The organism is Blastopirellula retiformator (assembly GCF_007859755.1).
In the GTDB taxonomy this organism is placed as follows: Bacteria; Planctomycetota; Planctomycetia; order Pirellulales; family Pirellulaceae; genus Blastopirellula; species Blastopirellula retiformator.
The window spans coordinates 31,628-57,817 of the sequence record NZ_SJPF01000005.1 but is presented as its reverse complement, the minus strand read 5'-3'; the positions used below and the strand labels follow the sequence as shown (position 1 = coordinate 57,817).

Genomic DNA, 26,190 nt, shown 5'->3' with positions numbered 1-26,190 from the left:
ATTCGTTAGCTAGTCGTTGTAGATAACGGCGCCATCGGCACGGTCAAACAGCGACATCAACGTTTGCAGACCGGTCGTTTCGGCGTAGAACGCCACCGATCCATCGGCACGAGCCATTTGGGCCCCGCCGGGATGCTGCGAACGGAAAATCGTATGACGATAGTAAGGCTGATTGTGGCCGATACCGGTCCCGTTCCAGTTGATGCCATGTCGAATCGTGGCGACGTTCAGCCACCATTCGTCCCAACCTCCGACGCCGCAAGACCATGCTCCGCCATCCCAGTTGCCGCCGCGCCAGTCGCAGTTTCCTGCAGCACACGATGGCCCATTGTAGAAGCTGGACTGCTCGCCGATGGTAATGGTGTTGCTGGTTCCGTCGACGATATCGCGGAACCCGATCGCCTGCGAATTCTTTTCGTCGATGGAAACGAGCGTTCCGTTCCAAGTCACATAGCCGTAGATGCCCCACTCACCCGGTTGGACGTCTTGATTCACGTTGGCGCCGCTGAAATAGCTGCCGCCGTTGCCGACATAGTCAGCGACCTGGTATTCGATTTCGGTCGGGGCGCCCAGGGCCTGGGTACCGGCAGAGGTCGCTCGCTTCCGGGTCGTCTCCATGGGACTCGACGGACAATTCAGCGCTGGGACTCGCAGGGTGCTGGTAACCTGCCAGTTCCGGTTCGGCCCGATCTGATCGGTCCAGTCGGTGTCAACAAAGGTCATCTGGTCGTAGGCGGCGTTTTGCTCCATTTGCGGCAACAGGCGCGTCAACCATGAGGCGCCCCCTTTCCGGTCGGAGGAAGGCATTAGCGCCGCCGGCGGAAAGACTTGGTGCACGTCGTGGTAATTGTGCAGTGCGAGCGACAATTGTTTGAGATTATTCGAGCACTGCATTCGCCGAGCCGATTCACGCGCCTGCTGTACTGCCGGTAGCAATAACGCGATTAAGACGCCGATGATGGCGATCACCACTAGCAATTCAACAAGTGTGAAACCAGATTTCTTGACCATAAGCGGAGTTCCTAGAAATAAAATGAGCCCAAAAGATGTTTCAGGCGCATCGTAAACCGAAAAACTACACAATTCATGCCGAATACGCCGGCCAACTGATAACCTCTGTGCGCAGCAGCCCAGGATCGTTTGATTCCTTACCAGTCCGTTGATTTTCTCGACGGACTGCGTGATCGCACGGATGCGATCCCAAAATAACGACTTACGTCGTTATTTTGCGAGCCGCGAAGAGCTATGCTCTGAGCCTGGCGAGGTTGGAAAATGCCACGATGGCATTTTTCAACAGGCAGTTACGCTCTACGGCGACTCCCAGCGGCACTGTTTCCAACATCGCCGTCGCTAGATCTATTGAGAAAAGTCGTTCGCCGCTGTTGACGCGTCCGATCGCTTGCTAAGCGCCAGTCGGAACTTGCGCCTTCTTCAACTCGCGCATCTTCTTCGCTTCGTCCCGATCTTTGTAGAACGGATCGAGCGGATAGCAGCCCGAGACCATCCCGTTGCGCGGCGCGGTGGTGCAGTCGCTGAAGGTCCGGCACACCTTCTTCCGCTTCATTTCCCCTTCCAACAGCGTCGCTGCCGGCAGATCGGGGAACGATAGAACCATTCGGCCTAGGCCGACGCTGTCGACCCAACCTTCGCGGACCACCGCTTGGGCGACATGCGGCAAATAATCTTGCAAGTAGGTGAAACCAGTCGCGACCATCGTCACGTCAGGCGCCGCTTCTTTACATTGCCGGGCAACGTCGATCATTCGCGCGACGCCCACCAGCGGATCCTCGGGCGGCTGATAACCGTCGCTCGGCGGGAAGATCGCCGGCCGCTGGATGTGCGGATTGTAGTAGGGACTGCCGCAGCTGATGTTGACGCCGATGACGCCCAGTTCTCCCAGTTCGCGAATCAAGCGAATCGGCTCGGTCAGGTCGATCTCCAGCGGGTTGTCGGGACTGGATCCGAATCCGCATTGGTACGGCAGACAGCCAGTGAAGTCCATCGGCTGGCCAACCGCGTCTCCCTGTTGATACGGGACGAAATCGAACGCACTCAAGCGAACGCCGACTTCGATGCCAGGCAGTTCTGACTTGACCCGCTGAATAATCGTCTTCAGCACGCGGGTCCGCCCCTCAAAGTCGCCGCCGAATTTGCCTGGCCGCAGCCGCGCTCCCAGGAACTCGTGCAGTAGATAGCCGTGACACGCCTTGACGTCGACAAACTGATAGCCAACTTCGCGGGCCAGCCGCGCCGCATTGACGTAGCTGTCGATTAAACCTTCGATCTCGTCGTCGGTCCAAACGACGGAGTCGTCGCCCGGTTCGATATGAAACTTCGGGTCGAGCAGCGGATGGTGATAGGCGATCCGGGGACGCAATTGGTTGTCAGGACTGGGGCGACAAAAGCGGCCCGAGTGCGTCAGTTGCAAACCGATGATCAGATCGTCGGTTGAGCCGAACGCTTCGTGATGAGCGTTTAGCGCGGCGCCGCGCAGCTGGGCGAGTCCGTCAATGTTGCTATCGATCGCCATCGTTTGACGAGGATTGGCGCGACCATCCGGCTGAACGGCCGCCGCTTCGCCTCCCCAGATCATCTTGGCGCCCGAGAGCCCAAAGTTGTGCCAGCGGCGGAGCGTCAGTTCGGTCGGCGAGCCGTCGTGGTTGGCGTCCCAACCTTCCATCGGATGAATCGTCCAGCGATTTCCGGCAGTCAGGTTTCCCCACTTCACCGGCTCGGCGAGCGGCGAACCCGCTTCGGCCGTCAAGATTTGATCGTCACAGGGCAGCGAGATCCCCAGGGTCTGCAGCCGCTGGCGAAACGTTTCTACCGATTTCAGCTGGGCGATCTTTTCGTACTTCACAAAACTCTCTTCGGGACGACGCCGTGCGACTACGGCCGGTTGGAGTTGGCAGGTCGGAGCGGACTGTAGGCCAGGCGGAACTTCTTCTCCCCTGCCCCTCCGGCAAACCGCACCGTCGCGGTTCGCTTGGCGCCTTCGCCGCTCAGGGCGACGATCTTGCCAAGTCCATACTCGTCGTGGGTGACGACCATTCCCTGTACAAAAGCGTTCGGTTCGACGCGCGGTTTCGCCTCGTCTCCTCGATCGCCTAACAGATCAGCGGCCGTACGTATATTTGTAATCCCGAGCGGCGGCGTCGGTCTTGGCGGATCGAGTGACGTTTGGCCCGATATGGGAAATTCGGGGAAGTAAGTCTCTTCGTAGCTCAAATCCCCTCCAAAGGCGGTCTGCTCTTCGGTGACTTCCATCTCCTCCCGCGGCAATTCCATCAAAAACGGACTCGGAATCGTCATATTCCGCTTCCCGCGGAAGTCGCGATACCGGGCCAGACTGATGTCGAGCTCTTCTTCGGCCCGGGTGATCCCCACAAACAACAACCGCCGCTCTTCTTCCAACTGGTCCGGATTCTCGCGGGATCGCTCGTGCGGCAGCAGCCCTTGCTCGATCGCCACAATATGGACGACCGGAAACTCCAGCCCCTTTGCCGCATGCAGCGTCATCAGGGTGACGCGGTCGAGTTCGGCGTCAAAGTCGTCGGTCTCGTTGACCAGCGTCTTTTCTTCCAGGTAGTGCTCCAGCGTACCGTCATGCGGATGCTCGGCGTCGTACTCGCGGGCTGAAGAAAGGAGCTCTTCGATATTTTCGAGCCGGCTCTGGTCTTCGACGTCGTCCGAATCTTCGTACTGCTTTTTGAACTCGGTCTCGGAAAGGATGAACCCAAGGATCTCTTCGACCGGATCGTTGATCTTCGTCGACAGTCGATCGAACAGGGCGACAAATTTCGCCAGCGCCACCGCGCCGCGATTGCCGAGCCCGTCGACCATGCCCGCTTCGCGAGCCGCGTCGAGCATCGAAATCCCTTCCATCGCTGCGTGCACCCGCAGCTTCAGCAGCGTCGCTTTGCCAATCGCCCGCCGCGGGACGTTGACGATTCGTTCAAACGCCACGTCGTCGCGGGGATTGTTCATTAGCAGCGCGTAAGCGAGCAGATCCTTGATCTCTTTGCGGTGATAGAACTCGACCCCGCTGACGATCTTGTACGGCACCCCTTGCTGACGCAGCGCATCTTCAAAGGTCCGTGACAACGCGTTGATGCGATAGAAGATGGCGTAGTCGCGCGGTCGCCGTTTGCCTTGCGCGACGTTGGCCGAAATCCGAGCGGCGATCGCCTGGGCTTCTTCTTTGTGCGTCGAGTATTGGATCAGGCGGACCGCCTTGCCGGGCGGATTGTCGGTAAACAGCGACTTCTTCTTTCGCTGCTTGTTGTTGGCGATCAGGGCGTCGGCGACCGACAAGATGTTGGGCGTGCTGCGGTAGTTCTGCTCAAGCCGGACGACCTTCACATCAGGGAAGTCGCTTTCAAACTCCAGAATGTTCTTCAGATTGGCGCCGCGCCAGCCATAGATCGATTGGTCGGGATCGCCGGTCACGCCCAAGTTCGGGTGATTGATCGACAGGGCCCGCACGATGGCGTACTGCGGCAGGTTGGTGTCTTGGTATTCGTCAACCAGGATGTAGCGAAAGCGATCGTCGAGCGAAGACCGCAGCTCTTCGTTTTCTTTTAGCAGCAACGTCACATGCATCAACAGATCGTCGAAGTCGACCGCGTTGGCCTGCTGCAGGGCCGCTTGGTACTTGGGATAAACCCGCTCGACGATCGAGCCGGTCGCGTTTACCCCGCCGGTGTAGCGATCGGCGGTGATCAGATGGTTCTTGGCCCAGCTGATCGCCGAGGCGACCTGCTCCGGAGTGGCGTGCGTCAGCTGGACGTCGGTCTCGCGAATCGTTCGCTTCAGCAGCGACAAAGAGTCGCTGGCGTCGTAGATCGTGTAGTTCGGCTGCAGGCCCCGATACTCTGCGTATTGCCGCAAGAGTCGCGCGCAAAAACGGTGGAACGTTCCGATCGAAACATGTTCGCCCGGCGCCAAGCGATCCAGCCGAGACCGCATTTCGTCGGCCGCTTTGTTGGTGAAGGTAAGCGCTGCGATGTTGGAAGCGCGAACCCCACAGGACAACAAATTGGCGATTCGATGCGTAATAACTCGCGTCTTGCCGCTACCAGGACCTGCCAAGACCAGCAGCGGTCCGTCGACGTGCAACACCGCTTCGCGCTGCGGATCGGTAAGCGATTGATGGGGATCTGCTGTCATCCGTTACGTGCTGAAAGGAGGTGATTGGTTGACGACCAAGTGCTAGCACTACGGGTGTTGTTCCCGTAAATCTTTTGTAAAGTCCTGTGCAAACCTGGCGCGACGAGTATATTAACTCAAGTTCGAGGGACGTGGCGCCGCAGTCGCCGCCATCGAATGACCCAAATAACGGTTCCAGGGAAGAACCGTAACCATTCTCCACTCTATTGCCTGGGAGGGAACCCATGACGCGAATTCCTCTGAATGCTGCTGCTCAAGAATCCGAAAGCTTGATGTCCAAGCTCGAAATGAGCACCGCGGAAATCGGCCTCACGGTTCGCACGACGAATTGTCTCGAAGAACGTGGCATTTTCACCGTTCGAGACCTCCTCAACTGCACGCGTGCAGACCTCCTCAGCATCTCGAACTTCGGTGAGAAGACGCTTGAAGAAGTCTACGCCTCGCTGGAGAGCATCGGTTTTTACCGCAAAGCTCGTCAAGCGATGGCGGTCTAGTCGACCAGCCCGCGCGAGGAGCGCACAATTCATTCAGAGAAGCGTACAAAGCCCGCGGTCGATCGTCCTCGACCGCGGGCTTCCTTTATTTCTTGCCGACGCGAAAGCACTTCAGCTGCCCACGTCCTGCGTCTGCCGTATCGCGGGCGACCAATAGTCCGCCAGAGAGCGCCGGCACAGCCCGCGGCACATCGCGGAAACCGTCAAAGCGGGCCAACTGTCGAAACTGTTTCGTATCGGGTTTCAATAAATAGACGACGCCGTCATTGGCGATCGCAATCAACTTGCCGTCGGCCAAGATCAAATGCGCCGTCCCAAAATCTTGCTGCGTCCAGTGGACTTTGCCGGTCATCGCATCAACGCATGTCAATGAAGCGGCGCCAACGTCTTCGCGGCCGTTAATTCCATACAAGGCGCCATCCAGATAAATCGGCGTGTTGTACTGACTCGAGAGCGAACTGTCGCTGGCCCACAGCACCTGCGCATTGCGGTCGGTAAACTTGACCAGCTTTGCCCCCACGCCATAGCTGGAGGTGACGAAGAGATGATCGCCCCAAGTGATCGGCGTCGCGCCGTTAACCGTCGGCCCCCGCATCCCAAAGGGAAACTGAAAGCCAATCGCGCCCGTTTGCGGATCGATCAAACAGGCGTCGAGCCGCGTCACGAAGATCGCCCAGGTCTTGTCGCCAATCTTGACCGACGACGGGGCCGCGTAACTGGCGGCGAAGTTGGTCGCCCTCCATTTTTCTCGCCCGGATTGCAAATCGAACGCGACGATGCCGGCGCCATTACGACCGCCGACGTTGACCAGCAGGGCGCCGTCGATAGCAATCGGCGTACTGCCAAATCCGAAGTATCCCTCCTGGGCGCCATAGTTCTCGACCAGGTCAACATCCCAGAGGCGTTTGCCGGTGGCGAAATCGACGCAGTACAGATTGCCGCCGGCGCCCAATAGCACCACGGCGTCGCCCACGATCAGCGGCGTGCAGCGGGGCCCATTGTCCCGCACGATCGATCCCTGATAGGTTGCGTCAAAGCTGGTGCTCCACTTCTTGTCGCCGGTTTGCAGATCGAGCGACTCGACCACCTCGAGATTGCCGACCCGATGGAACAAGATGACCTGCCCCTCGGAGAGGACCGGCCCGGCGTAACCGGCGCCGACCGATTTTTTCCAGACCAGCGGCGGCCCGTCAGCCGGCCAAGTATCGTCCAATTTTTCCCCTTCGGCGACGCCATTGCGGGTCGGACCCAGGATCTGCGGCCATTCGCCAGCTTGGCTGACCGCGGCGATTAGGGGGATCGTAAGGAAAAATAGCGCGTTTCGTAAGCAGATCATCGGCCCGGCATCCTGTAGCGAAAGGGTCAGTAGGACTATATTTTAGCGTACCGGAACGACTCCACCCAGCATTCGACTTGCTGCCAATCTTTGAGGACCGACTCGCGCATGGCCCGCTGGCCCCGACTGTGGGAGAAAAAACGAGGCAAACGTCGCACAGGCTCCAAGCTTATCGGAAGCGTGGGTGAGGCGATGTTTTTCGCTTCACTGCTGTTTCTGGGCTCGATTGGCCTGGTCGCGGTGGTGGCGTCGATTGCGTTCGAATCGGTCGTGGCGACCTATCTGTTTCCGGAAGCGACCTACGTCTCGGGAAAATGCGTCGTAATGGAGACCAATCTCGGCGAGAAACAGCTGGATGGCGGCGAAGTTCGCTATCAGCCGATGATCCTGGTCCATGTCCACACCAAAAAGGACGACTATTACGGCTGGACCTATCGCCGCAATCCGACCTGGTACTCCGATCGCGAAACGGCCGAGCAGATCGTCGCCGGCTTCCGTCCGGGCTGGGAATATCCTTGTTGGTACGCATCGTATGATCCGTCGACGGTGATCCTGCGGCGTTCGACCAGTTTCGCCCTATGGATCGTGCTGCTCGTCTTCGCCTCGTTTGCAACGATCGGCGCGATCGGCATGTTCTATACGCTGCTGCTGTTTGGCGCTTCGGCCGAGCGGCGATCGGCCCTTGCGAAAAGTGCGCAGAAGATCGAATTGATCGGCGATCTGTTGCCCCCGTCCGCCTATCCCAATATTCCTAGCGGCGACAACCTGACCAACAGCCCCGGCGTTCGCTTGGCCTATCGCTTGCCGATCGAAGTTTCGCCGGCGTGGTGGTTGTTCGCCACGCTGCTATTCAGTTTGATCTGGAGCGGCATGACGGCGGTTTTCGCCCTGGCGGCGATCGCCGATCTCGAGCGCCGCGAGCCGAACTGGTTTCTGATCTTGCTGACGATTGCGGCGATCGCGGTCGGCGTCTGGTCGATCTACCATTTCCTCCGCCAGATCGCGCTGCATACCCGCGTCGGCCCGACGTATATCGAAATCTCCAACCATCCGCTTTTGCCGGGACGCGACTACAAACTGCACCTGTCGCAAGCGGGACGGATGCACATCAAGAAGATGCGGGTTACGCTGGTCTGCGAAGAGGAGGCGACTTTTCTGCATGGGACCGACGTCCGGACCGAGACCGCCAAGGTCTACGACGCCGAAGTCGCGAATTTCCGCGGGTTGGTGGTTCGTCCCGGCGCCCCGTTTGAAGAGCAATTACACTTTCAGATACCCCCTGCGGCGATGCACTCGTTTAAATCGAGCCACAACGCCGTCCACTGGAAGCTGCTGGTCGATCTCGACGCCAAAGGCGCCGGTCGCCAGGTGCGCAGCTTTCCGATCATCGTTTATCCGCCGGTCTAACAACGCGCATGACGGACGAACCGCACATCACGATCTCGCTCGATCGGCCTTCGCGACAATACGCGGCCGACGACGAACTGACTGCGCGGTTTGAAATCAGCAACCTGCCGGCAGTCAACATCTCGGCGATCGAAGCCTCGGTGGTCTGGCATACCGAGGGAACCGGTGAAGAAGACCTGTCGGCCCACGAGTTTGTGCGGCTGGTCCCCGGCGAAGAGGCCGACGGCGATTTGACGCGTCTGCAAACGCTGACGACCCGACTGCCCCGAAGTCCTCTCTCGTACAACGGCAAGATCGTCAAAATCCACTGGGTCGTGCGGGTTCGCGTTTTCGTTGGCAAGGGACGCGACCTGGTCGAAGAGCTGGAGTTTGAACTCGCCTCGGCGGCCGGCGGCAATCGCGACGTGACTGCCGACAACGGCGCCGGGGCTTCGCGTGGTTAGCACGAACCCGTTCGCCAGTCGGCAGGTTCGTCCGGGGGCGATCCCGTTTCAATTCTCCTCAGACCCGTCGGCCGAGCAGATCGTCGAGGGACTCCGCGACGTCGGTTGGCGGGGCGCCATCCTCGGTCCGCACGGCTCGGGCAAGTCGACGCTGTTAGATACGCTATCTCCACTGTGGCGTAAGTACGGCCTGACCGAACGACGGGTCACGTTCCACCGCAGCGCTCCATCTACCGGAACATTAAGTCCGCCTGACGACCTCGAGATTTTAGTCGTCGACGGGTTTGAACAACTCTCTTGGCTCAAGCGACGCTGGTTCCTGTGGCGGAGCGCTCCTCGTATCCGAGAGTTAACGAACCGGCGAATCTTGGTAACGGCCCACGCAGAAATCGGCCTACCGGTCGTCTACCGCACGCAGCCGTCCGAAGAGATGGCGGTTCAGCTTGCCGAGATGTTACAGCGTGATGTCGATCCTCTGGTTACTGCCGACGACGCGCGAATGATGTGCCGCCGCCATCAGGGCGACCTTCGCGAGACGTTGTTCCAGTTGTATCACCTGTACGAGTCGCGGCGAGCGTAACGGCGCAGCGCCCCGTTTGACGCAAAAAGTCTCCGCGGTTTTTTCACAACCGCTAAAGTTCTCGCATGTGGCGAAAGATCCCCAAGCGGCGCTCGTTTCCTCTGCGGCTCAACCGCCCCGAAAGTGGCGAAATTCCGCCGAAATCAGGCTGCAATTCCTGTTCTGGCTTAGGTTTCTGATCTACCTTTCCCTGGATCGTGTTTTGGGCGATCCAGGGCGGCACGGACTTGGCCCCCAGCAAACGCGATGGATCTGCGACAAGAAACATGTGTGCGAAAGAAAAGGCTTTCTCATGTCGCGAGCCCCTATCCTGGCCCTGATTTTGCTGATGTCGATCGGCGACGCCGCTCATGCCGGCTGCTGGCTGACCGACTGGATAACCGGCAAAGACGAAGCCCCCCCTCAGCCGGTCATCACCACCGGCTATGCGCCGACCGCTTGCCAACCTCCGCAGCCGTATCAGGTCAATTACATCCAGCCTCCGGCGCCCACCAGTTGCGCGCCGGTTTATCAAAACCAGACTTCGGTCCGGTATATCCCTGAGACGCAGTACACGACCACGTACAAGCCGGTTCCGGTCACCGTCTACAAGCCGACCTCGGTCTACCTGCCTGGCAGCAACACGCCGACGCTCGCCTACAACGGCTGCACGACCTATCGCTGGGAAACGCAGCGCGTGCCGTTTACGACCTACAAACCGGTCATCCAAAACGTCCAGACGCAAATCAACAGCTGCGCCACCGTCGGCTACATGCAATCGGCCCCCGCGATGCAAGCCGCTCCGGCGGTGATGGGATCGTGCAACAGCTGCGGCGGCGCACCGTCACCGTATCAAGCGGCGCCGATCCAATCGATGCCAGGCACGCCTGGCCAATGGGTTCCGGCCCAGGGTGGCGGCGCCAGTTCGATGATCAACCCACCCGGCGTCTATCCGCAGGGGACGTCCCAGCCGATGCCGAGTTCGCAGTACCAGGTCGCTCCTTACCAAGGCGCCTCGCCGCAGGCCGCTCCGTATCAGGGAGGTTCGCCTGCCGATCAAGCGCCGGCGCTCCGTCCTGGCGAAGCGACGCAGCCCAACTACGGCAGCCAGAACGCGCTGCGGGTCGCTCCGGAAGGGAACTCGGTTCTGAGCCCAACGCCGGGCGCGACGATCATCAAACCGTCGCCGCAGCCGACTCCGGCGCCGTCGACCAACTCCGGCGCCATGATGCGACTCGGTCCGCCGCCAGCGACTTCCACCCCCAGCACGACGCAGGGCGCAACCACGCCGGCCGCGCCGCGGTCGCTCGGATCGACCTTCACGCCGTACGCTCCTTCGTCCGCTCCGTCCACGCAGACGCCTCCTTCGACGGTCGCGCGTCCGCAGATCAACCCGTTGATCAAACCGATTCCGGACCCTGACTACTTCCCGACTCGCACCGAGCCGCAAGATCAGGCCCCGGCCTTGCTCAACCCGAACGACAAGTCAGCCCTGATCCCGACGGCCAAGATTGTGCCGATCGCGTGGGACGACGTCGCCAAGCCGCATGCCCGCGAAGTCAGCTACGAAACGCCGACCGTTTCGATCCCGGCCAAAAAGAAAAGCAGCTGGCATCAAATCGGTCGCTAATTGCGGCGTCCTAATCCAAAATTCCCCAGCGGGGCGCGACCCAAGTCCGCCCCGCTTTTTCTTTCGAATTCGTCATTCGACATTCGTCCTTCGTCATTCCCTGAGCGGGGTGTTGATCATCCTCGGTCGCGTCGGCTAGGCTGACCCCAAACGCCGCCGCTGCGCAGGAACCGAGAATGACCAACGAACAAATCGCCAACCGCTTTGATACCCTCGCCGATCTGCTGGAATTCGACGGGGCGAATTCGTTTCGCGTGCGGGCCTATCGCAATGCGGCCCGCACGATTCGCGACATGGGCGATCCGCTGGCGACGATGGTCGACCAGAACGAGGACCTGACCAAGCTCGACGGCATCGGCGACGACTTAGCGAAGAAGATCGTCGCGATGGTCAACACCGGCAAGCTACAACAGCTCGACGACATGCTCGAAAAAATCCCGGCGTCGGTATTGGCAATCTTGCGCGTGCCAGGCCTCGGCCCCAAAAAGGCGGCCGTGCTGTACAAAGAGTTGAAGGTGACCAGTCTCGATCAATTGGAAAGAGCCTGCGTCGCCCACCGCGTTAAAGAGCTGAAAGGGTTTGGCGCCAAGACCGAAGAGACGATCCTGAAAGGGATCAAAATCGCTGCGGCGGCCGACGATCGCACCTACTGGGCGAAAGCCGATCTGGTCGTGCAAGACTTGCTGAAGCATCTTAAGGGATGCAAGAGCATCGAGCGGCTCGAACCGGCCGGCAGCTATCGTCGCGGCAAAGAGACGATCGGCGATATTGACCTGCTGAGCGTTTCGACCGACGCCCAAGAGGTGATGGACCGCTTCGCCGAGTTCCCCCTGGTCGAAGAGACGATCGCCCGCGGCGACACCAAAATGTCGGTCCGGCTCGATACCGGTCTGCAGGTCGACTTGCGCGTCGTCCCGGCCGAGTCGTTTGGCGCTGCGATGCAGTACTTCACCGGCTCGAAAGAACACAACGTCCGCGTGCGTAGCATCGCGAAACAAAAGGGGCTGAAGGTCAACGAATGGGGCGTCTTCCGCGTCGCCGATAACGGGGAAGAAACCTACGTCGTCGGCCAGGAAGAAGCGGAGGTCTATGCCGCGCTCGATCTCCCCTGGTTCCCGCCCGAACTGCGTGAAGATCGTGAAGAGTTTCGCTGGGCCGAGTCCGGCAAGCTGCCCGATCTGATCGTCGAAAGCGACCTGCAGGGAGACCTGCACATGCACACGCATGCCAGCGATGGATCGAACAGCCTCGAAGAGATGGTCGCCGCGGCTCGCGAGAGAGGGCTGAAGTACATTGCGATCACCGACCACTCGCAGCGGGTATCGATGGCCAACGGGCTCGACGGCGATCGACTGCTGGAGCAATGGAAGATGATCGACGAGTTTCGTAAGACGATCGACGACGACTTCCAGGTTCTTAAAGGAATCGAGTGCGACATCCTTGAACAAGGTGGCATGGATCTGCCCGACGAGGTCTTAGCCCAAGCCGATTGGGTCATCGGCAGCGTCCACTACGGCCAGAACCAATCGAAGCGGCAGATCACCGATCGCATCGTCGGCGCCCTGGAGAACCCACACGTCTGCATGATCGCCCACCCGACCGGACGGTTGATCAACGTGCGGCCGCCGTACGAGGTCGACCTGGAGGAAGTCTTTCAGGCGGCGATCGCCAACAAAAAGTTCCTAGAGCTGAACGCGGCGTCGAAACGTCTCGACCTGAACGACGTCTACTGCGCCGCCGCCAAACAACGTGGCATCCCGATCGTGATCAACACCGACGCCCACCGGACCGAAGGTCTGTTGCAAGTAAGGTACGGCATCCTCCAAGCCCGCCGCGGCGGGCTAACCAAGTCGGATGTCGCCAACACCCGCAGTTGGGCCGACATGCAAAAAATGCTCGGCCGCTAGTCCGAGGTAGGGCAGGCCGCGGAGTAACGCCGAAAGCGGCCAAAACCACCTCCGGCGTAGGGTCCGCTGTGCGGACCAAAAACCTGCCCACACGCAATTTTCTCTCACCGCGTGGCAACGCAAGTGAGCCGCGCATCGGTCCGTAGGCTGGGTCAAGACCCAGCAGATCTCACTCGCCGGGCGCCACTGGCCTTCAGCCAGTGCTCTTCAGATCGAAGTGACGCGGTCGAAGTACGGAGCTGGATATCGATTCACGGAAGACACTGGCTGAAGGCCAGTGGCACCCAGATTTTGTTTTCACAAACCAAGGGAAATCTCATGCGCCGAGCCCAAATTCAGAAGTTCCAAACCCGGATGCGTCAGTTGCGGAAAGAGCTGCGAGCGAAGGAAACTGCCGAACAACTCGCCGCCGACCGAACGAAAATCATCGAGCGGCTCGACGCGCTGACCAGTGACGATTCCGCTTCCAAAGATATTGACTTCTTCCGCATCGACGTCGGCGACGGCGAAGAAGCGAAAGAGACTCATCGCACGCTCTCGACTGCCGAAATGCTCGCCGAGAAAAAGCCGCAAGAATGGCTCTTCCCGAATTTGCTCACCAAGAACGAACCGGCGGTGATCGTTGGCCCGAGCAAGACATTAAAGTCGTCGCTGGCGGTCGATCTGTGCGCGGCGCTCGCGACCGGCGGCAAGTTTTTGGGGGAGTTCGCCGCCGAAAAGGTGTTCCGCGTCGGCTTTGTTGGCGCCGACAACAAGCAATCGCAGCTCACCGACTTGGCGGTCCGGTGGAGCGCTGCCCGCGAGGAAAACCCAACGCTCGACAACCTGCAGTGGTTCATGGCGGTCGAGGAGCCGGCAGCTCCAGAGAACCTGGAGAGCCTGAGGGAGTGGATCGAGAAGTTTGAACTGGAAGTCGTCGTGATCGATCCACTGCGTCTTGGCTCCACCAACAAACGGAAGCAGGCCGAAGCAATTCAAACGCTGGTGAAAACCATTTCGAATGCCGGCGCCACGCCGATTCTCTGCGTGCAAACTCGCAAAGAAATGAAACCGGGCAAACTCGACGCCTCGATCTTGGCCGGCAGTCTCGACTTCGCCCAGCAATGGCTGCTGGTGAATCGCCGCGAAACGTTTCAAAGTGGCAGCGGGCAACACAAGCTGTGGCTGTCGATCGGCGGCTACGCCGGGCAAGGTGGCGAATGGGGCGTCGATATCGACGAAGGCAAACTGACCGATGAGGGGGGCCGCCGCTGGAATGTCCGCTTGCGCGAAGCGACCGAGATCGAAGCCGCCGCGAAGCAGGCGAAAGAAGACGTGAAATTCGAAAAGCTCGAGTCGCAACTTCGCCGCGTCCTGCTCGACGCTGGTGAAAACGGCCTCTGCAAATACAACATCCGCAGCAACAGCGGCATGAGCGGCAGCAAGTTCGGCCCGACCTGGGACCGGATGATGACCGCGGGGAAGATTGTCGAGATGCCGAAAGAACCCCATTCGACGCTCAAGCGATATACGTTGCCGCCGGAGAACGAAAAAAATGAAACGGGGCGATCCAGTCGTAGGGTCCGCTGTGCGGACCACGAACCTGCTCAACAAGCATGAGCAACGGGCGCCAAATGACCGATGTGGCAGGCTCTTGGTCCGCACAGCGGACCCTACGCGGATGGGGGCTCGAAAAAAACGTGCACTGCGGTCCAGTCCCGATCGACGTCGGCCAGCAAAAAAATGCAAACCGTTGGTCCAGTCCATGGCAGGATACGAACCGATAAACGGCACCGCTATTAGATCGCCCCGGTAGGGCTGATGAAGATGCGGGCGGTGTTTGGCAATTGGGAAATTTTGGAACGTGGCGGTCCGGTTGGGGTTGTTTGCCAAACGGGCGTTGGGGCAGGTTCTTGGTCCGCACAGCGGACCCTACGAGGATGGGGGATCAAAAAACGTGCGGGCTGTGGTCCGGTTTCGTTTACGCCAGCGCTTCGCGAAGAATCTCGACGTACTTCGGGCATTCTACCCGCGGGTCTTCGTTCTCTTCGTATTCGAGCACGGCGAAGCCGCGGTAGTTGGCGTCGCGGAGGATCTTTGCGATGCGGGCAAAGTCGGTCGGGACCTTCTTCTTGTCGGGGCCCGAGACGACAACCTTCACCTGAACGTTCAGTGCGTACGGAGCAACTTGCTCCAGCTCAGCGTAGATGTCGTCACTATGGAAGTTGCCGGTGTCGAGATTAACGCCAAACCAGGGGCTATCGACATCTTTGACCAGCTTCAGCAATCCGTCGGCCGTCGCGGTGGGGCCGCCATGATTTTCGAGCGCCAGGAACACGCCCAGCTTGCCGGCGTAGTCGCAAACTTCCTGCATCCCTTCGACCATCAAGCGATGCGATTGATCGGCCGGAACGCCTTTCTTCGCATGGCCGGCGAAGATGCGAATTACCGGCGCGGTCAAAACCGCCGCGTTGTCGATCCAGCGTTTGACGTCGGCGATTTGCTGTTCGCGCTCTTTACCGGCCGGATGCCCAAAGTCGTTGCCGACTGCGGTGCCGCTGATGCTGAGACCAAGCAGAAACGCCTGCCGCTTCAATTCCAGCAGTTGGTCCGTCGTAACGTTCGGCGGGAAGTAGTAGGAGGTCAACTCGGTACCGTCGAGCTGCATCTTGGCGCAGTCGTCGATAAAGTCGGCCAACGTCAGTTGCGGCTTGTCCCCCTGCAAGAGCCGGCGATAGCTATACGCGGCCAGGCTCAACTTGAAGTGGGGCGAGGTTCGACTAGAGATCGGCTCGGCGGCGGTCGCCATTTGCGGCGTGCCGATGGCGGCGGCGATGGCCCCCGAGGCCGTGATCCATTGACGACGGTTCAGCGTGGTTCGATTCACAGGAAGGTCTCCTACCTGCTATTTGGATGGGTATGGGTACGTCTAGCGCACGTTAGCTGCCTGTTGAAAAATGCCCTCGTGGCATTTTTCAACCTCGCCAGGCTCAGAGCATAGCTCTTCGCGGCTCGCAAAATAACGACTTACGTCGTTATTTCGGGATCGCATCCGTGCGATCACGCAGTCCGTCGAGAAAATCAACGGACTGCTAGACGTGGGCGGGAATGCGATCAGCGGCAGGTTCGGCCTGGTCGCCGGTTGCGACCTGTTCCGACTTTGGTTTCGCCGACAGCGGCGTGAAGAACGCCAGGTTCATCACCAACATCAGCAAGGCGAATAACCAATTGCCGCTCGCTAAAGCGTACAGGATCCAAATCGGGATGGAAACTGCGATCAATAGCGGACGGAGCGGACGGATCCAGATTCCGACCGGATAGCCGATCTCGAACAACACCATCACATGCGTCCAGGCGTAGACCAGCAGCGGGCTCGACCGCAGAAACTTGAAGTCGACCAGCGGCGAATCGGGCCGGGCCAACACGTTCCACATCCCGGCGCCATTCCACCAGACATAGCTTGCCCCCAGTTTGCTGAGCCCCATCATGACGAAGAACATCGACACATGAACCTGCGTCAATCGGGTCGCGATGTTGGCGGCGTACGTCTTGCCGATCGCCGGCTTACCTTGGCGGCGTCGCCAGATGGCGTCGACCGAGTAATGGGCCCCGCATGGTCCGAGGCAAAGGTAGAGCAGCAGTGGGCAAAGGAGCGGTTCGCTAAGTTCGCTTAAAATGATCGGCGAACGCTGAGCGTACGACAACACCAAGACGAAAGCCATCACCGCGGTGACGCGGGAGAACAATCCGCAGGCGAGCGCCAGCAACGTCAAAATGGTAACGACATGCAAGATCCAGAGATCGGTCGGATCTTGAAAAAAGTAGAGCAACGACCAGTACGACGCGCTGTACTCGGGATCGGTAACGCCGGTGATCTCGTAGACCCGCGACACCGGCAGCACGCCGTCGCCGGCAAACCAGAAGGTTAGATCCGAAGTGTATCCCAACACGTACAACAGCGCCACGCACGCCAGTCCGATCCGGAGGATGCTTAGCGTTTTGGCTTCGGAAGCCTTGAACCAAAAGTAGGTCCACGCATCGGTCGTTTGGCGAGCCAGGTCGGCGAAATAGGCTTTGATTGCGTCGATCACGATTGGCTCTCCACGGCGGGGGCGACATGTTCCAGCGAGTCGCGTTTCAACACTTGCACCTGACCGTCTCGATCCAACCAGACGTCGGCTTCATAGATTTGTTCAAAGTAGCCAAGAGCATTGGGATCGGTCGCGGCGCCCACTTCCAGTTCCATCGGTTGGAACATGTGACGACGAACGCGAAAGACGCCCCGCTTGGCGCCGCTGTCGGCAAACGCCTGGGCGGCAAGCGACTTGGCGAACTGGGCCGGAATGCCGTCTTCTCCCATGCGAGCCTGCACCGCAATGAACGCGGCGAGCGTGCGGAGACGCGTCTCCGCTTGCGATCCGCTGACGAACGCGTCGTTGAAGACAATCGTTTCGCCTTTGCCCGGTCCTTCGGTCACTTCCAATTCCAGCAGGTGGTCGTCGCTGAAGGGATCGCCGCTATGGACGTAGTAGGGACTGCCGGTAACGCTAATGCCGAGCATCTCTCCCATCGTCGACTGGAAGAGTCCCCCCAACCGCCGATGCAAACCTGACATGTACTCATTCCCCAGCGGGCAACTGAGCAACACCCAAAGTCCAAACAGATAGGGAATCAGGGCAAGGGAGAGAATCGATCGCACGTTGCTCGAAAGAGGCTGCGGATCGGGAGTGGAGGGTTGGGGCGTGGTCATATTGGCCAATCTAGGAAAGCCGGCGAAGATGCAGCGTTTTCTAGTTTAATCAAAGGTAGGTCGCGATAAATTGGGGAAGCGCATAAAAAAATCGGGCTCCCAAGTGGGAGCCCGATCTTTGAACCCAACGTCAGGCAATGCGGGTGGCCGTCACAGGGCGACCGCCGGGTGCATGCCTTTCCGGTCGACTAGCGACGGAAGCTGACGGTGTGGACGCGAACCGGCATGCGGATGCTGGCTTCGGCCGGCGGGGCCGGAGCTTCATCGCTCGGGCTGGCTTCCGGAGCGGCCGGGGCAGCTTCCGGGGCGGCCCAGCTCGTTTCCGGGGCGCAGCAGGTCGGTTCCGGGGCGCAGCAGGTCGGCACCGGAGCGCAGCAGGCCGGTTCCGGAGCGCAGCAGGCCGGTTCCGGAGCGCAGCAGGTCGGCTCAGCCGAGCAGCTGCACTTGCACTTCCAGCCGAACAGTCCGCAGCACTTCTTGCGGTGCTTCAGCAGACCACCGCAGTGGCACTTCGGGCGGCACTTCAGGCCGAACAGACCACAGCAATCTTTGACGCCACAGCAAGCCGGAGCTTCGCTGCAACCATTGCAACCCAGGGCGGCGGTCGCCTCACGCTCACCACCGACCAAGGAAATTCCGACGATCGCGAAGAAGATCGCGATGCCAAGTCCAAAAATGCGATTCATGTCAGAATCCTCCAAGAAACTCTACAGTACTTGAAGCGTAAGGGGGGAACCTTCACGCCACAACGCAAGAGCCGTAGGTCGCGTCCTCTGCGAGGACAGTTCGTAATCGACCCCAGCTCTACAGACTGCTTATTCAGCGAACATCCTGTGATAAAGTTTGCCGAATACGCAGGTCGCATGCACTACGCAGCATAGGCCGTTAAATTATCAACTCCAAAAACGAAGTCAACCAGCCAAGCCGGAATTTAGTAAAATTAAGTCACCCACGTAAGATCATGGAGATTTACAGGTTACATCCGTTGTGAGTGTTAAGGGCGCACGAAAAAAGCCCTCCAAAAAGGAGGGCTTGCTTTAGTTTGCACCGTAATTTACCGATTGGAGTGGCGAATTCTCGCCTATCCCCCCGGAATTGCTATCGCTGGAAGTACTGACTTCCGGCGCCTTCGCCCGGTCGAGCGGTGTGACTGGCCGGCATTACCTCAGAAGTGCTGGCCCCCCCACGACGCTGAATTTCTCGTTCGGCCAGCTTTTGAGCCTCGAACATTTCGGCCGGGTTCTCAAACGGCAGGACCAGCGGCGGTTCGCCTGCGAACAGTTCGGTCGCCATGCCGGCCACGCGCCAGCCGCCTGATTCGCGACGCATGATCCAGACGATTTCGTAGGAGACCGCTTTCCCTTGCGGGTCGACGTCAAACCAATGGCTCTCGACGTGGGCGCCCCGTTTTTCGGAAGTGATGTAGATCGTCTCGCCCACTTCAAACTTGGCGCCGGTCGCTCCGACCGGGTCGATCGCCAGGTTGTGCTTGCGGGTTTCCTGTCGCGCTTTTTGCGTCAACAGTTTTGAGGTCAGCGTTTTATCGCCGTCACGCAGCGCCGCCAGGAAGGATTCGACCGCCGTCTTCGGATCCACTGACGCGAGCGCCAACGGATCTTGAATCGGGTTGACTTCGACGTTTTCCCCGTTGTTTTCGGCAGTTTCGGGGGCGTTTTGTTGATTGCAGCCGACCAACAACAGGGCGGCCGACAGAACCAGGGCACAACGTGAATAGAGCATGATTTCTTTTCCCTCCTTGGAAAACTCGCTTCGCAGGCGCAAATCTTGCAAAGCTGTCGACATGAGTCAATGTCAATCGCCGACCTGCGATCGACAGGACCCGGGATTAACCGGCGCCCAGACCGCGATCAAACGCGTCTTGCTCGCGCTGATATACAGCTAGCGTCGAATCAAACGTCTGGCTTGAGACCTGCCACTGCGGCGCCTGATCGGTATAGGCGTTCGCATGGGCGACCATCAGCCGGTACAAAAACTTGAACAAGTGCCGCGGCACCCGCAGCGAGCGGAGCGCCTCGAGCAGCCGCTGGTCCGACACGGTCGGCTCGATCAAATCCCGCAGCGTCGGGGCCGGTTTCTTGTCCGAAACAGCCGCGAGCCGTGCGTTGGCGACGTCCTGCAGCGCTTCGCTCGACCACTGCAGCGACGGGATCATGTTCTGCTTGTCGAGCCGGGCCCGCTGATAGAACTCTTTGGTCTCGCGATCGACGAATTGCGTCAGTTCGATCGGCAGCAGCAATTTGAAGCCGATTCCTGGCTGCTTCAGAAATTTGTTGTCGAGCATCGGCCACAGCAGCAGCCGCATCAGCTCGGGCGAACCATTGATCAGGTGCGGTTCATCGACCCGGTCGACGATCACCACGATGCCGGCGCAGCCGAGCGAACGGAGCACGCCGAAAAACTTGTCGAACATTTCGTAGCGGTCGTCGGTACGATCATGGGTCGGCAGCGGCTGCGACGACACCTCGGGCAAGGTGAAGTTCATCAGCAACCGGCTCAGCGAGAAACACTCGCGATTGCCGGTGCGGACATGCTTCACGATTCCCCACGCTTTCCAAGTCGCGCAAAGCGCTTTCCACAACCACGGGCTCCAACCTGCCAGCAGAATGACCAAGTACAGCCACCAGGGCGGTTGCGCCGCTTCGCTGCCGCGCGAAAGCATCGCGGTCAGCAGCGCGATCGTCGCCACCGAGACGACGGCGCCGGTGGCGAACTGCCACCATGACTTGGGATTCCAGAACCGCAACTTGCGGCGGAGGTGCGACCACCGTTCTTTGAAGGTCTCGGCCGTCGATTGATCGTAGCAAGCGGCCAACAGCAGCAGATCACGAGCCTGGCTGCGGTCGAGCTTGCTGGCGTCGGCGGCGGCGATTTTGCAGGCCGACGGCTTGGCGTTGCGGGTCTCCAGGATCTGGTCGACCAGTTGCGTGACGCCGATCGACAGGATCGAGTCCATGTGATCCCACAGCTTCCACTGCTTCAGCGCTTTTTCGGGATAGCGATTGCGGCCGAACATCCGATCGCGGAAACGATCGAGATGCGGATTGAAGTCGTCGTACTCGATGATGTAGACGCGCGAGTCAGGCTGCTCTTCGTTGTGCTTGGCGACGTGCTCGACAATCTGCAAGCGCAGCGCAGTCTTGCCGGCGCCCTTTTCGCCAAAGACGATCGACGTCGAGGGATCGCGGGGATCGCCATACACCTTTTGCCACGCGGGGTGATAGGTACTGTCAATGCAGCCGGTCTTAAACAACGTATCGGTCTGCGCGTCTTCGACCGCAAACGGATTCGAGTGGATGCCGTGATGCTTGAGAAACTGTTCAACCTTCATCGATTCGCCTCGCCGATTTTCGGGCGAACGCAACTGCCGTTACGATCGCTACTGTCGTCAAAGTGCTTACAATCTGCCCGGTCCGCTAGAATTGACCAAGCTAATATAGCTCTCAGCTAAGCAAAAGGAGGGTCGGCGAGATTCGTGGGGCGAAATCTCCTTGCTCAACAGCGCAATAAAAAAGCGGGCGATTTCTCGCCCGCTTTTCTGACGGTTGCGGTTTTGAAGCGATGTTACTTCACTTCGAGGCTATCGACCATCGATTTGAACGCCTTTTCATTGTGCTCGACCGTCGCTTTTGGACCGGTGAACTTAATGAAGTATTGGCCCGCTTTTTCGCTCTTAATGATCGCCCCCAACATGCGGTAGTCCTTTTTGACGGTCGCTTGGGCGAACGGACCGCGCTGATCGCGGAAATCGCCCGAGATGTCAACGATATAAACCGTCTGACCGGCGATTTTCTCTTCTTTCATCGGCTGTTTGACGGCGCCGTTGAACTGGCCGACCCAACGATCAACGTTCGCTTCGATGCTGCCGCCGGCGCCCATCACGGTGATGCGTCCCGGTTGGCCGCTGTCATCGGCGGGGGGCGCCGAGAATTCATAGTCGATGATTCGCACCGCTGGCTCCACCTTTTTCCAGCTTTCAGGAGCGACCAGCGTCATCTTGCCGTCGGATAGGTCCAGCTTCGTCGGTTCGGCGGCGAAAGTGGCGGTCCCCAGCACAAGAACGGCGGCCACAGCGGCCAGAATTTGATGTTGTCGCACGGAATACCTCTTGTTGGTCTAAGGGGGGAAGGAATTTTTCGTAGCGGAGTCTGCCGGGCTCAAACCGACAAGACATCTCTTTATCATACAATGCCAGACTGGCGGTTCGCCTCCCCTGGCCTGAATTCAGGTCGAAACGGGGCGATCGCCGAGCTGCCGCGGAGATTTGCGCCGTGACGCTCCGATTTTCCCACTTTCTAGCGAGAACGCCGCGTGAACGACCACGATGAGGACGACCAAGAGCCCGAAACCTACGAAATCGCGATCTCCGGCGAGCTGGGCGAAGATATCGGAGACCTGTACGAAAAGCTCCTGGCAGTGCCTGAGGGGGACGAATGTACGCTCTATTTCGATTCTCCCGGCGGCAGTTCGTACGCCGCAGCGGCCCTCGTTTCGCTGATCAAGCTCCGCCGCCTCGACGCCACCGGCATCGTGATTGGCGAATGTTCTTCAGCGGCGATCTGGCCGTTCGCCGCCTGTCGTCGCCGCTACGTCACCAAGTGGAGCGTCCTCCTCTTCCACCCGATGAAGTGGCAAAGCGAAGAGAACATCCAGTTGGTCGAAGCCAGCGAGTGGGTACGGCATTACAAGTTCCTGCATGAGGAAATGGACGCTCTGCTAGCACGCTTGTTTGACGCTGACGAGAAGATGATCAGCAACTGGACCCATCCCGGCCGGTTTGTCACCGGGCCCGAGATGGTCGAAGCCGGGCTGGCCGAATTGATCGAGCTTTTCTGAGCCGGTTTTGCTACGATCGGCGGAACCGTCCCGTAATCGCCTTCCCCATGCCCGGCGTCTTTGGCTGATCGATGTTCATGCGTTCGTTGCAAAATGCGCTTGTCGCCTTCGCCGCGCTGCTGCTCTGCGGCTGCGGTGAACGCAAAATTGTGCACGATCCGAACAAGCCGACCGACTATGGCCGGCTGACGCTGACCCGCCAGGTGAATCACCCCGAGCTGTCGCAGCTGGTCACGCCGATCATCGACGCCGAACAGTCGCCGCTCGCTTTGGAAGAAGCGCTCGCTGCGAATCAAAACCCGCCTCAAAACGGCGTCGTGGCGCTGATGAAGATCTACCCGGGGCCGGTCGCCGACCAGGTGGTCAACAGCACCGACGCCTGGCTACCCAACAAAGACTTCCAGTTTCCGCCGCTGACGCTGGAAAAGGTGCATGCTTACGTTGTGCGGCATCGCCAGAAGATCGACCTGGGCCGCGCGGCGCTGCAAATGCCGCAGTGGAAATATTTCTGGCAACCGACGGCCGGCTATCTGGCCGACGTCCATTTCGTGGAATGCACCAAGGCAGCCGCTCGACTAGAGACATTGGCGGCTGCGGTGGCGATCGCTGATCAAGACCTGGAGGCCGCCTCGATCCACGCCGCGTTCGCGCTCGAATTCGCATCGCGACTCGGCCAAGTCAATCATGTTTACGCTCGTCGGACCGCGGCCGAACTGCGAGAAGAAGCGTTCACGGCCGTGGCGGCTCTCGCCCAGCAGCCCGACGTCACCCGCGAGCAGTTGTCGACCGTCGGCAAGACGCTCTCTAGCCATGCCGCCGCCTGGCCGGATGACGCCGACGCCTGGATCGCCGATCGCGCCTGCGGACTGCATCAGTACGAATTGATTCGCGACGGCCAGTTTCTCTCGACCCTCTCGCGCGAGGAATACCTGGAGCTGAAGAACGAGAACGAGCTGGAAGCGATCACCCGGGCCGTCACCCGCAGCCTGAACTACGACGAAACGGTCTACCTGAAACAGATGCGGGCGATCATCGAAAGCTGCCGCCTGCCGTTTTACCAACGAGCAGAATTGTTGGCGCAGCTCCATGCTCAATTGGCCGCGTTTGAAGGCACGAACGACTACCCAACTGTCGCCGCCCGGTGGCTGTTGGTCGATATCGACAAACAACAGCGAATCGCGGCCCGCGACCACGCGCTATCGATCGCGTGGAGTCTGGCCCTCGACCTGGCGACCGGCGAAGAGCCGCCGCAATCGCCGCCAACCAATCTGCTGACCGGCCAGCCGTATCAAATACGGATCGAACCGCAGCGGGTTGTCGTGGCGGCCGTCGATGGCGGGGAGGATGAAATCATCTTGCTCCCCCGCTTCGCCGCCAAGTAGAAAAATTAGCGATAGCTGCCGTGGCAATCGGAACAAGCGGCCGCGACCTGTCCGCCCGCTTCTCGGGCGAGCGCCGGATCGTCATTCCGGACCGCCTTGATGATGTCGAGCGCGGCGTTGTGCATCTGATCGCAGTAGCCGACGTAGTCTTCGTCGTCGTAGTAGTCAAAGCCTTCTTGCTTCATCGCCTGACCGATGGCGGCGATGATCTGCGCTTCGTGCAGGATCTCCGACTTGTTGCTGCGGAACTCCGATTCGCTGGCGACCCATTTCTTCAGCTTCTTGTCGAAGCCGGTCTCCAATCGCTGCATCAGCGGCGGGCGATCGGCGATCGTTTCCCAGGTCGCTTCCGGGTTACCATCGTCATTGAATTTGGGCGTGCTGCCGCGCACCATGTCGTCGAGAATCAGGGCCCGATCTTTGACCGAAGCGAACGACTGATCGGTACCGACCTTGCAAACGTCGGCCGTCTTCCAAAACGCGTCGCGCGCGGCCAGGGACGATTCTTTCCAGCGCACGTCTTGCGACGTTTTGTTGATGATCTCGAACAGCATCGCCAGTTCGGTAAAGTTGCGGCGGCAAACAGCATAGCCGCCCCCTTTGAACTCGCGGATGTTCATCGCGATTGGGGCCAACTCCAGATTGAGCGCCTTCACCTCGTCCTGGATCACTTCGGCGGTGATAAAGCTCCAGTCGCTGCCGCCAGATGCCGGCTCGTCGCCCGGCGCCGCTGTGCCGCCTGACATTCCCCCTCCACTCGCGACCATCGCTGGCGCGGCCGCTTTTTGGCTGAGCGCCGCGGGGCGCTCGCCGGTCAGCAATTCGCCAAACACGTCGCGGGAGAAAACGAACGATGCGCCGGTGTTGTCAAAATTGTCCGGCAACTTCGCCCGTCGCTCGGGTTGTTGAGCGGAGGCCGTTCCGACGGCGGCGATCGTAAGCGTTAAAGCGAGAAATCGGGCAACTGGCATGACGAGAGAGATCCTTTTCGCTGGGGGGCAGGCATACGTCGCCTGCGAGGAGCGCTATAATCGAAGTATCGACGACGAAACAGTTTTCGGCAAGCAATCGAACCTAAAACGGCCCAGATGAGTGCTCGTAAATCGAACCGACGCGACTTTTTACGGGGAAAATCGGCCGTCGACGCGCTGCATGACATTACGGCCGAGCCCCTTCCGCCCCCATCATCGATAAAACCGGCCGCCCGCCCCGCTGGCGAACTAGCGAAACCAATATCGCCCGAAGCCGCAGCGCCCCGCGAACCGGAAGAGCCCGATTCGACCTACCTGATTGAAGTCAGCCGCCAGGCGATGGCCTGCACGTTCGCCATCTTCCTGAACGCCGGGCAACATCGGCTGGGGGCCGAAGCGGCGGTCGCCGGGCTCGACCTGATCGACGACCTGGAACAGCAGCTTTCGATATATCGCAGCGACAGCGAAGCGAGCAAACTGAACGCCGCCGCCGATTACGCGCCGATCAAGATCGAGCCAGGCTTCTTCAACCTCTTAACCCTGGCCAAGCAGATCCATGCCGAAACCGACGGCGCCTTCGACGTCACCGCCGGACCGCTCGCCAAGATCTGGGGCTTCTATCAGCGGAAAGGACGCGTGCCGAGCCAGGAAGAACTAGCCGAGGCGCTCGCCAAAGTCGGCAGCCAAAACCTAACGCTCAGTGCCGACGATCATTCGGTCTTCTATGAACAAGAAGAGATGGAGATCAACCTGGGCGGGATCGGCAAAGGGTACGCGCTGGACAAGGTCGCCGACTTTCTGGTGAACCAAGGGATCACCAACTTTCTCTTTCATGGCGGCGCCAGCAGCGTGTTGGCTCGCGGGTCACGGATGCGCGGCGATGGCGCGGTCGGCTGGCGAATCGGCGTTCCCCATCCTTATTTGCCTGGCAAGCGAATCGGCGAGGTGGTGCTGCAGGACGAAGCGCTCGGAACCTCCGGCGCCGCCCATCAAACGTTTGTCGAAGGAGGCAAACGCTACGGACACGTGCTTGACCCACGCACCGGCTGGCCCGCCGCCGGCGTCCTGTCGACCACGATCGTCGCCCCGACCGCGACGCTGTCGGACGCGCTGTCGACCGCCTGCTTTGTGATGGGCCCTGACCGAACGGCCAAGTATTGCGAGGCGCATCCCGAGATCGGCGTGTTGTTTGCGATGGAAGGTTCGCGGCGGAATACGTTTGAGCTGCGGTTTTGTGGGAATATTGAAGAGAAGTTTGTTCCGGAGGCAAGCTAGTTCAAGTAAGTTAATTGCTTCCTGATGCCGCCTG

At 59.7% G+C, this 26,190-nt stretch carries 22 protein-coding genes; 10 read left to right on the top strand and 12 right to left on the bottom strand.

Annotation, left to right across the window (positions count from 1 at the left end):
- Positions 1–9: 9 nt before the first annotated feature.
- The 3 genes from Enr8_RS20325 to Enr8_RS20315 all read right to left on the bottom strand — a co-directional run bounded on the left by Enr8_RS20325 (position 10) and on the right by Enr8_RS20315 (position 5,169).
- Entirely contained in the window at positions 10–1,011 is a 1,002-nt protein-coding gene (locus tag Enr8_RS20325; protein ID WP_146435172.1) for a DUF1559 domain-containing protein, read from the bottom strand.
- A gap of 391 nt (positions 1,012–1,402) precedes the next feature.
- Complete coding sequence (locus tag Enr8_RS20320; protein WP_146435168.1) at positions 1,403–2,860, bottom strand: NADH:flavin oxidoreductase; 1,458 nt, start codon at positions 2,858–2,860, stop codon at positions 1,403–1,405.
- 29 nt (positions 2,861–2,889) lie between these two features.
- Positions 2,890–5,169 (bottom strand): ATP-dependent helicase, encoded by a 2,280-nt coding sequence (locus Enr8_RS20315; protein WP_146435165.1) that lies wholly within the window; start codon positions 5,167–5,169, stop codon positions 2,890–2,892.
- A 224-nt stretch (positions 5,170–5,393) separates the two neighbouring features.
- Here Enr8_RS20315 and Enr8_RS20310 point away from each other — a divergent pair, with 224 nt between their 5' ends.
- Positions 5,394–5,663 carry a DNA-directed RNA polymerase subunit alpha C-terminal domain-containing protein gene (locus Enr8_RS20310; protein ID WP_146435162.1) on the top strand — a complete coding sequence of 90 codons (270 nt, stop codon included), beginning with the start codon at positions 5,394–5,396 and terminating at the stop codon, positions 5,661–5,663.
- Between the two features lie 85 nt (positions 5,664–5,748).
- Here Enr8_RS20310 and Enr8_RS20305 read toward each other — a convergent pair whose 3' ends face one another.
- Positions 5,749–6,999, bottom strand: coding sequence for an outer membrane protein assembly factor BamB family protein (locus Enr8_RS20305; protein ID WP_146435159.1), 1,251 nt, complete (start codon positions 6,997–6,999; stop codon positions 5,749–5,751).
- A 192-nt stretch (positions 7,000–7,191) separates the two neighbouring features.
- Between Enr8_RS20305 and Enr8_RS20300 the strand changes: the two genes are divergently transcribed.
- The 6 genes from Enr8_RS20300 (at position 7,192) to Enr8_RS20275 (ending at position 14,544) form a co-directional block, all read left to right on the top strand.
- Positions 7,192–8,406, top strand: a complete 1,215-nt coding sequence (locus tag Enr8_RS20300; RefSeq protein WP_146435156.1) for an ABC transporter ATP-binding protein — start codon at positions 7,192–7,194, stop codon at positions 8,404–8,406.
- An 8-nt stretch (positions 8,407–8,414) separates the two neighbouring features.
- Positions 8,415–8,849, top strand: coding sequence for a hypothetical protein (locus Enr8_RS20295; protein ID WP_146435153.1), 435 nt, complete (start codon positions 8,415–8,417; stop codon positions 8,847–8,849).
- A complete protein-coding gene (locus Enr8_RS20290; RefSeq protein WP_146435150.1) occupies positions 8,842–9,429 on the top strand; it encodes a P-loop NTPase family protein in 588 nt (195 codons plus the stop codon). Before Enr8_RS20295 ends, Enr8_RS20290 begins: the two co-directional genes overlap by 8 nt.
- Positions 9,430–9,721: 292 nt before the next feature.
- Positions 9,722–11,038 (top strand): hypothetical protein, encoded by a 1,317-nt coding sequence (locus tag Enr8_RS20285; RefSeq protein WP_146435147.1) that lies wholly within the window; start codon positions 9,722–9,724, stop codon positions 11,036–11,038.
- A 176-nt stretch (positions 11,039–11,214) separates the two neighbouring features.
- Positions 11,215–12,945 carry a DNA polymerase/3'-5' exonuclease PolX gene (gene polX, locus Enr8_RS20280; protein WP_146435144.1) on the top strand — a complete coding sequence of 577 codons (1,731 nt, stop codon included), beginning with the start codon at positions 11,215–11,217 and terminating at the stop codon, positions 12,943–12,945.
- 318 nt (positions 12,946–13,263) lie between these two features.
- Positions 13,264–14,544, top strand: a complete 1,281-nt coding sequence (locus tag Enr8_RS20275; protein ID WP_146435141.1) for an AAA family ATPase — start codon at positions 13,264–13,266, stop codon at positions 14,542–14,544.
- 361 nt (positions 14,545–14,905) lie between these two features.
- Here the strand turns inward: Enr8_RS20275 and Enr8_RS20270 are convergent, their stop codons facing one another.
- From Enr8_RS20270 to Enr8_RS20240, 7 genes are all read right to left on the bottom strand, one after another.
- Positions 14,906–15,811 carry a sugar phosphate isomerase/epimerase family protein gene (locus tag Enr8_RS20270; protein ID WP_146435138.1) on the bottom strand — a complete coding sequence of 302 codons (906 nt, stop codon included), beginning with the start codon at positions 15,809–15,811 and terminating at the stop codon, positions 14,906–14,908.
- 205 nt (positions 15,812–16,016) lie between these two features.
- Positions 16,017–17,015 (bottom strand): hypothetical protein, encoded by a 999-nt coding sequence (locus Enr8_RS20265; RefSeq protein WP_146435135.1) that lies wholly within the window; start codon positions 17,013–17,015, stop codon positions 16,017–16,019.
- On the bottom strand, positions 17,012–17,674 hold the full coding sequence (locus Enr8_RS20260; protein WP_146435132.1) for a hypothetical protein: 663 nt from the start codon (positions 17,672–17,674) through the stop codon (positions 17,012–17,014). The genes Enr8_RS20265 and Enr8_RS20260 overlap by 4 nt, the downstream gene beginning before the upstream one ends.
- A gap of 188 nt (positions 17,675–17,862) precedes the next feature.
- Positions 17,863–18,360: a hypothetical protein gene (locus tag Enr8_RS20255; protein ID WP_146435130.1), complete on the bottom strand. Its 498-nt coding sequence runs from the start codon at positions 18,358–18,360 to the stop codon at positions 17,863–17,865.
- 412 nt (positions 18,361–18,772) lie between these two features.
- Positions 18,773–19,414, bottom strand: a complete 642-nt coding sequence (locus Enr8_RS20250; protein WP_146435126.1) for a hypothetical protein — start codon at positions 19,412–19,414, stop codon at positions 18,773–18,775.
- A 106-nt stretch (positions 19,415–19,520) separates the two neighbouring features.
- Positions 19,521–21,023, bottom strand: coding sequence for a hypothetical protein (locus tag Enr8_RS20245; RefSeq protein WP_146435124.1), 1,503 nt, complete (start codon positions 21,021–21,023; stop codon positions 19,521–19,523).
- Positions 21,024–21,256: 233 nt separating this feature from the next.
- On the bottom strand, positions 21,257–21,790 hold the full coding sequence (locus Enr8_RS20240; protein ID WP_146435121.1) for a hypothetical protein: 534 nt from the start codon (positions 21,788–21,790) through the stop codon (positions 21,257–21,259).
- A 213-nt stretch (positions 21,791–22,003) separates the two neighbouring features.
- Between Enr8_RS20240 and Enr8_RS20235 the strand changes: the two genes are divergently transcribed.
- Both Enr8_RS20235 and Enr8_RS20230 read left to right on the top strand, forming a co-directional pair.
- Positions 22,004–22,528, top strand: a complete 525-nt coding sequence (locus tag Enr8_RS20235; RefSeq protein WP_146435119.1) for an ATP-dependent Clp protease proteolytic subunit — start codon at positions 22,004–22,006, stop codon at positions 22,526–22,528.
- A gap of 77 nt (positions 22,529–22,605) precedes the next feature.
- Complete coding sequence (locus tag Enr8_RS20230; protein WP_146435116.1) at positions 22,606–23,910, top strand: hypothetical protein; 1,305 nt, start codon at positions 22,606–22,608, stop codon at positions 23,908–23,910.
- Positions 23,911–23,915: 5 nt separating this feature from the next.
- On the opposite strand, the gene Enr8_RS20225 is transcribed toward Enr8_RS20230, so the two are convergent.
- Positions 23,916–24,881 carry a cytochrome c gene (locus Enr8_RS20225; RefSeq protein WP_146435114.1) on the bottom strand — a complete coding sequence of 322 codons (966 nt, stop codon included), beginning with the start codon at positions 24,879–24,881 and terminating at the stop codon, positions 23,916–23,918.
- Positions 24,882–24,998: 117 nt separating this feature from the next.
- Here Enr8_RS20225 and Enr8_RS20220 point away from each other — a divergent pair, with 117 nt between their 5' ends.
- Positions 24,999–26,156 (top strand): FAD:protein FMN transferase, encoded by a 1,158-nt coding sequence (locus tag Enr8_RS20220; protein ID WP_146435112.1) that lies wholly within the window; start codon positions 24,999–25,001, stop codon positions 26,154–26,156.
- Positions 26,157–26,190: the final 34 nt, after the last annotated feature.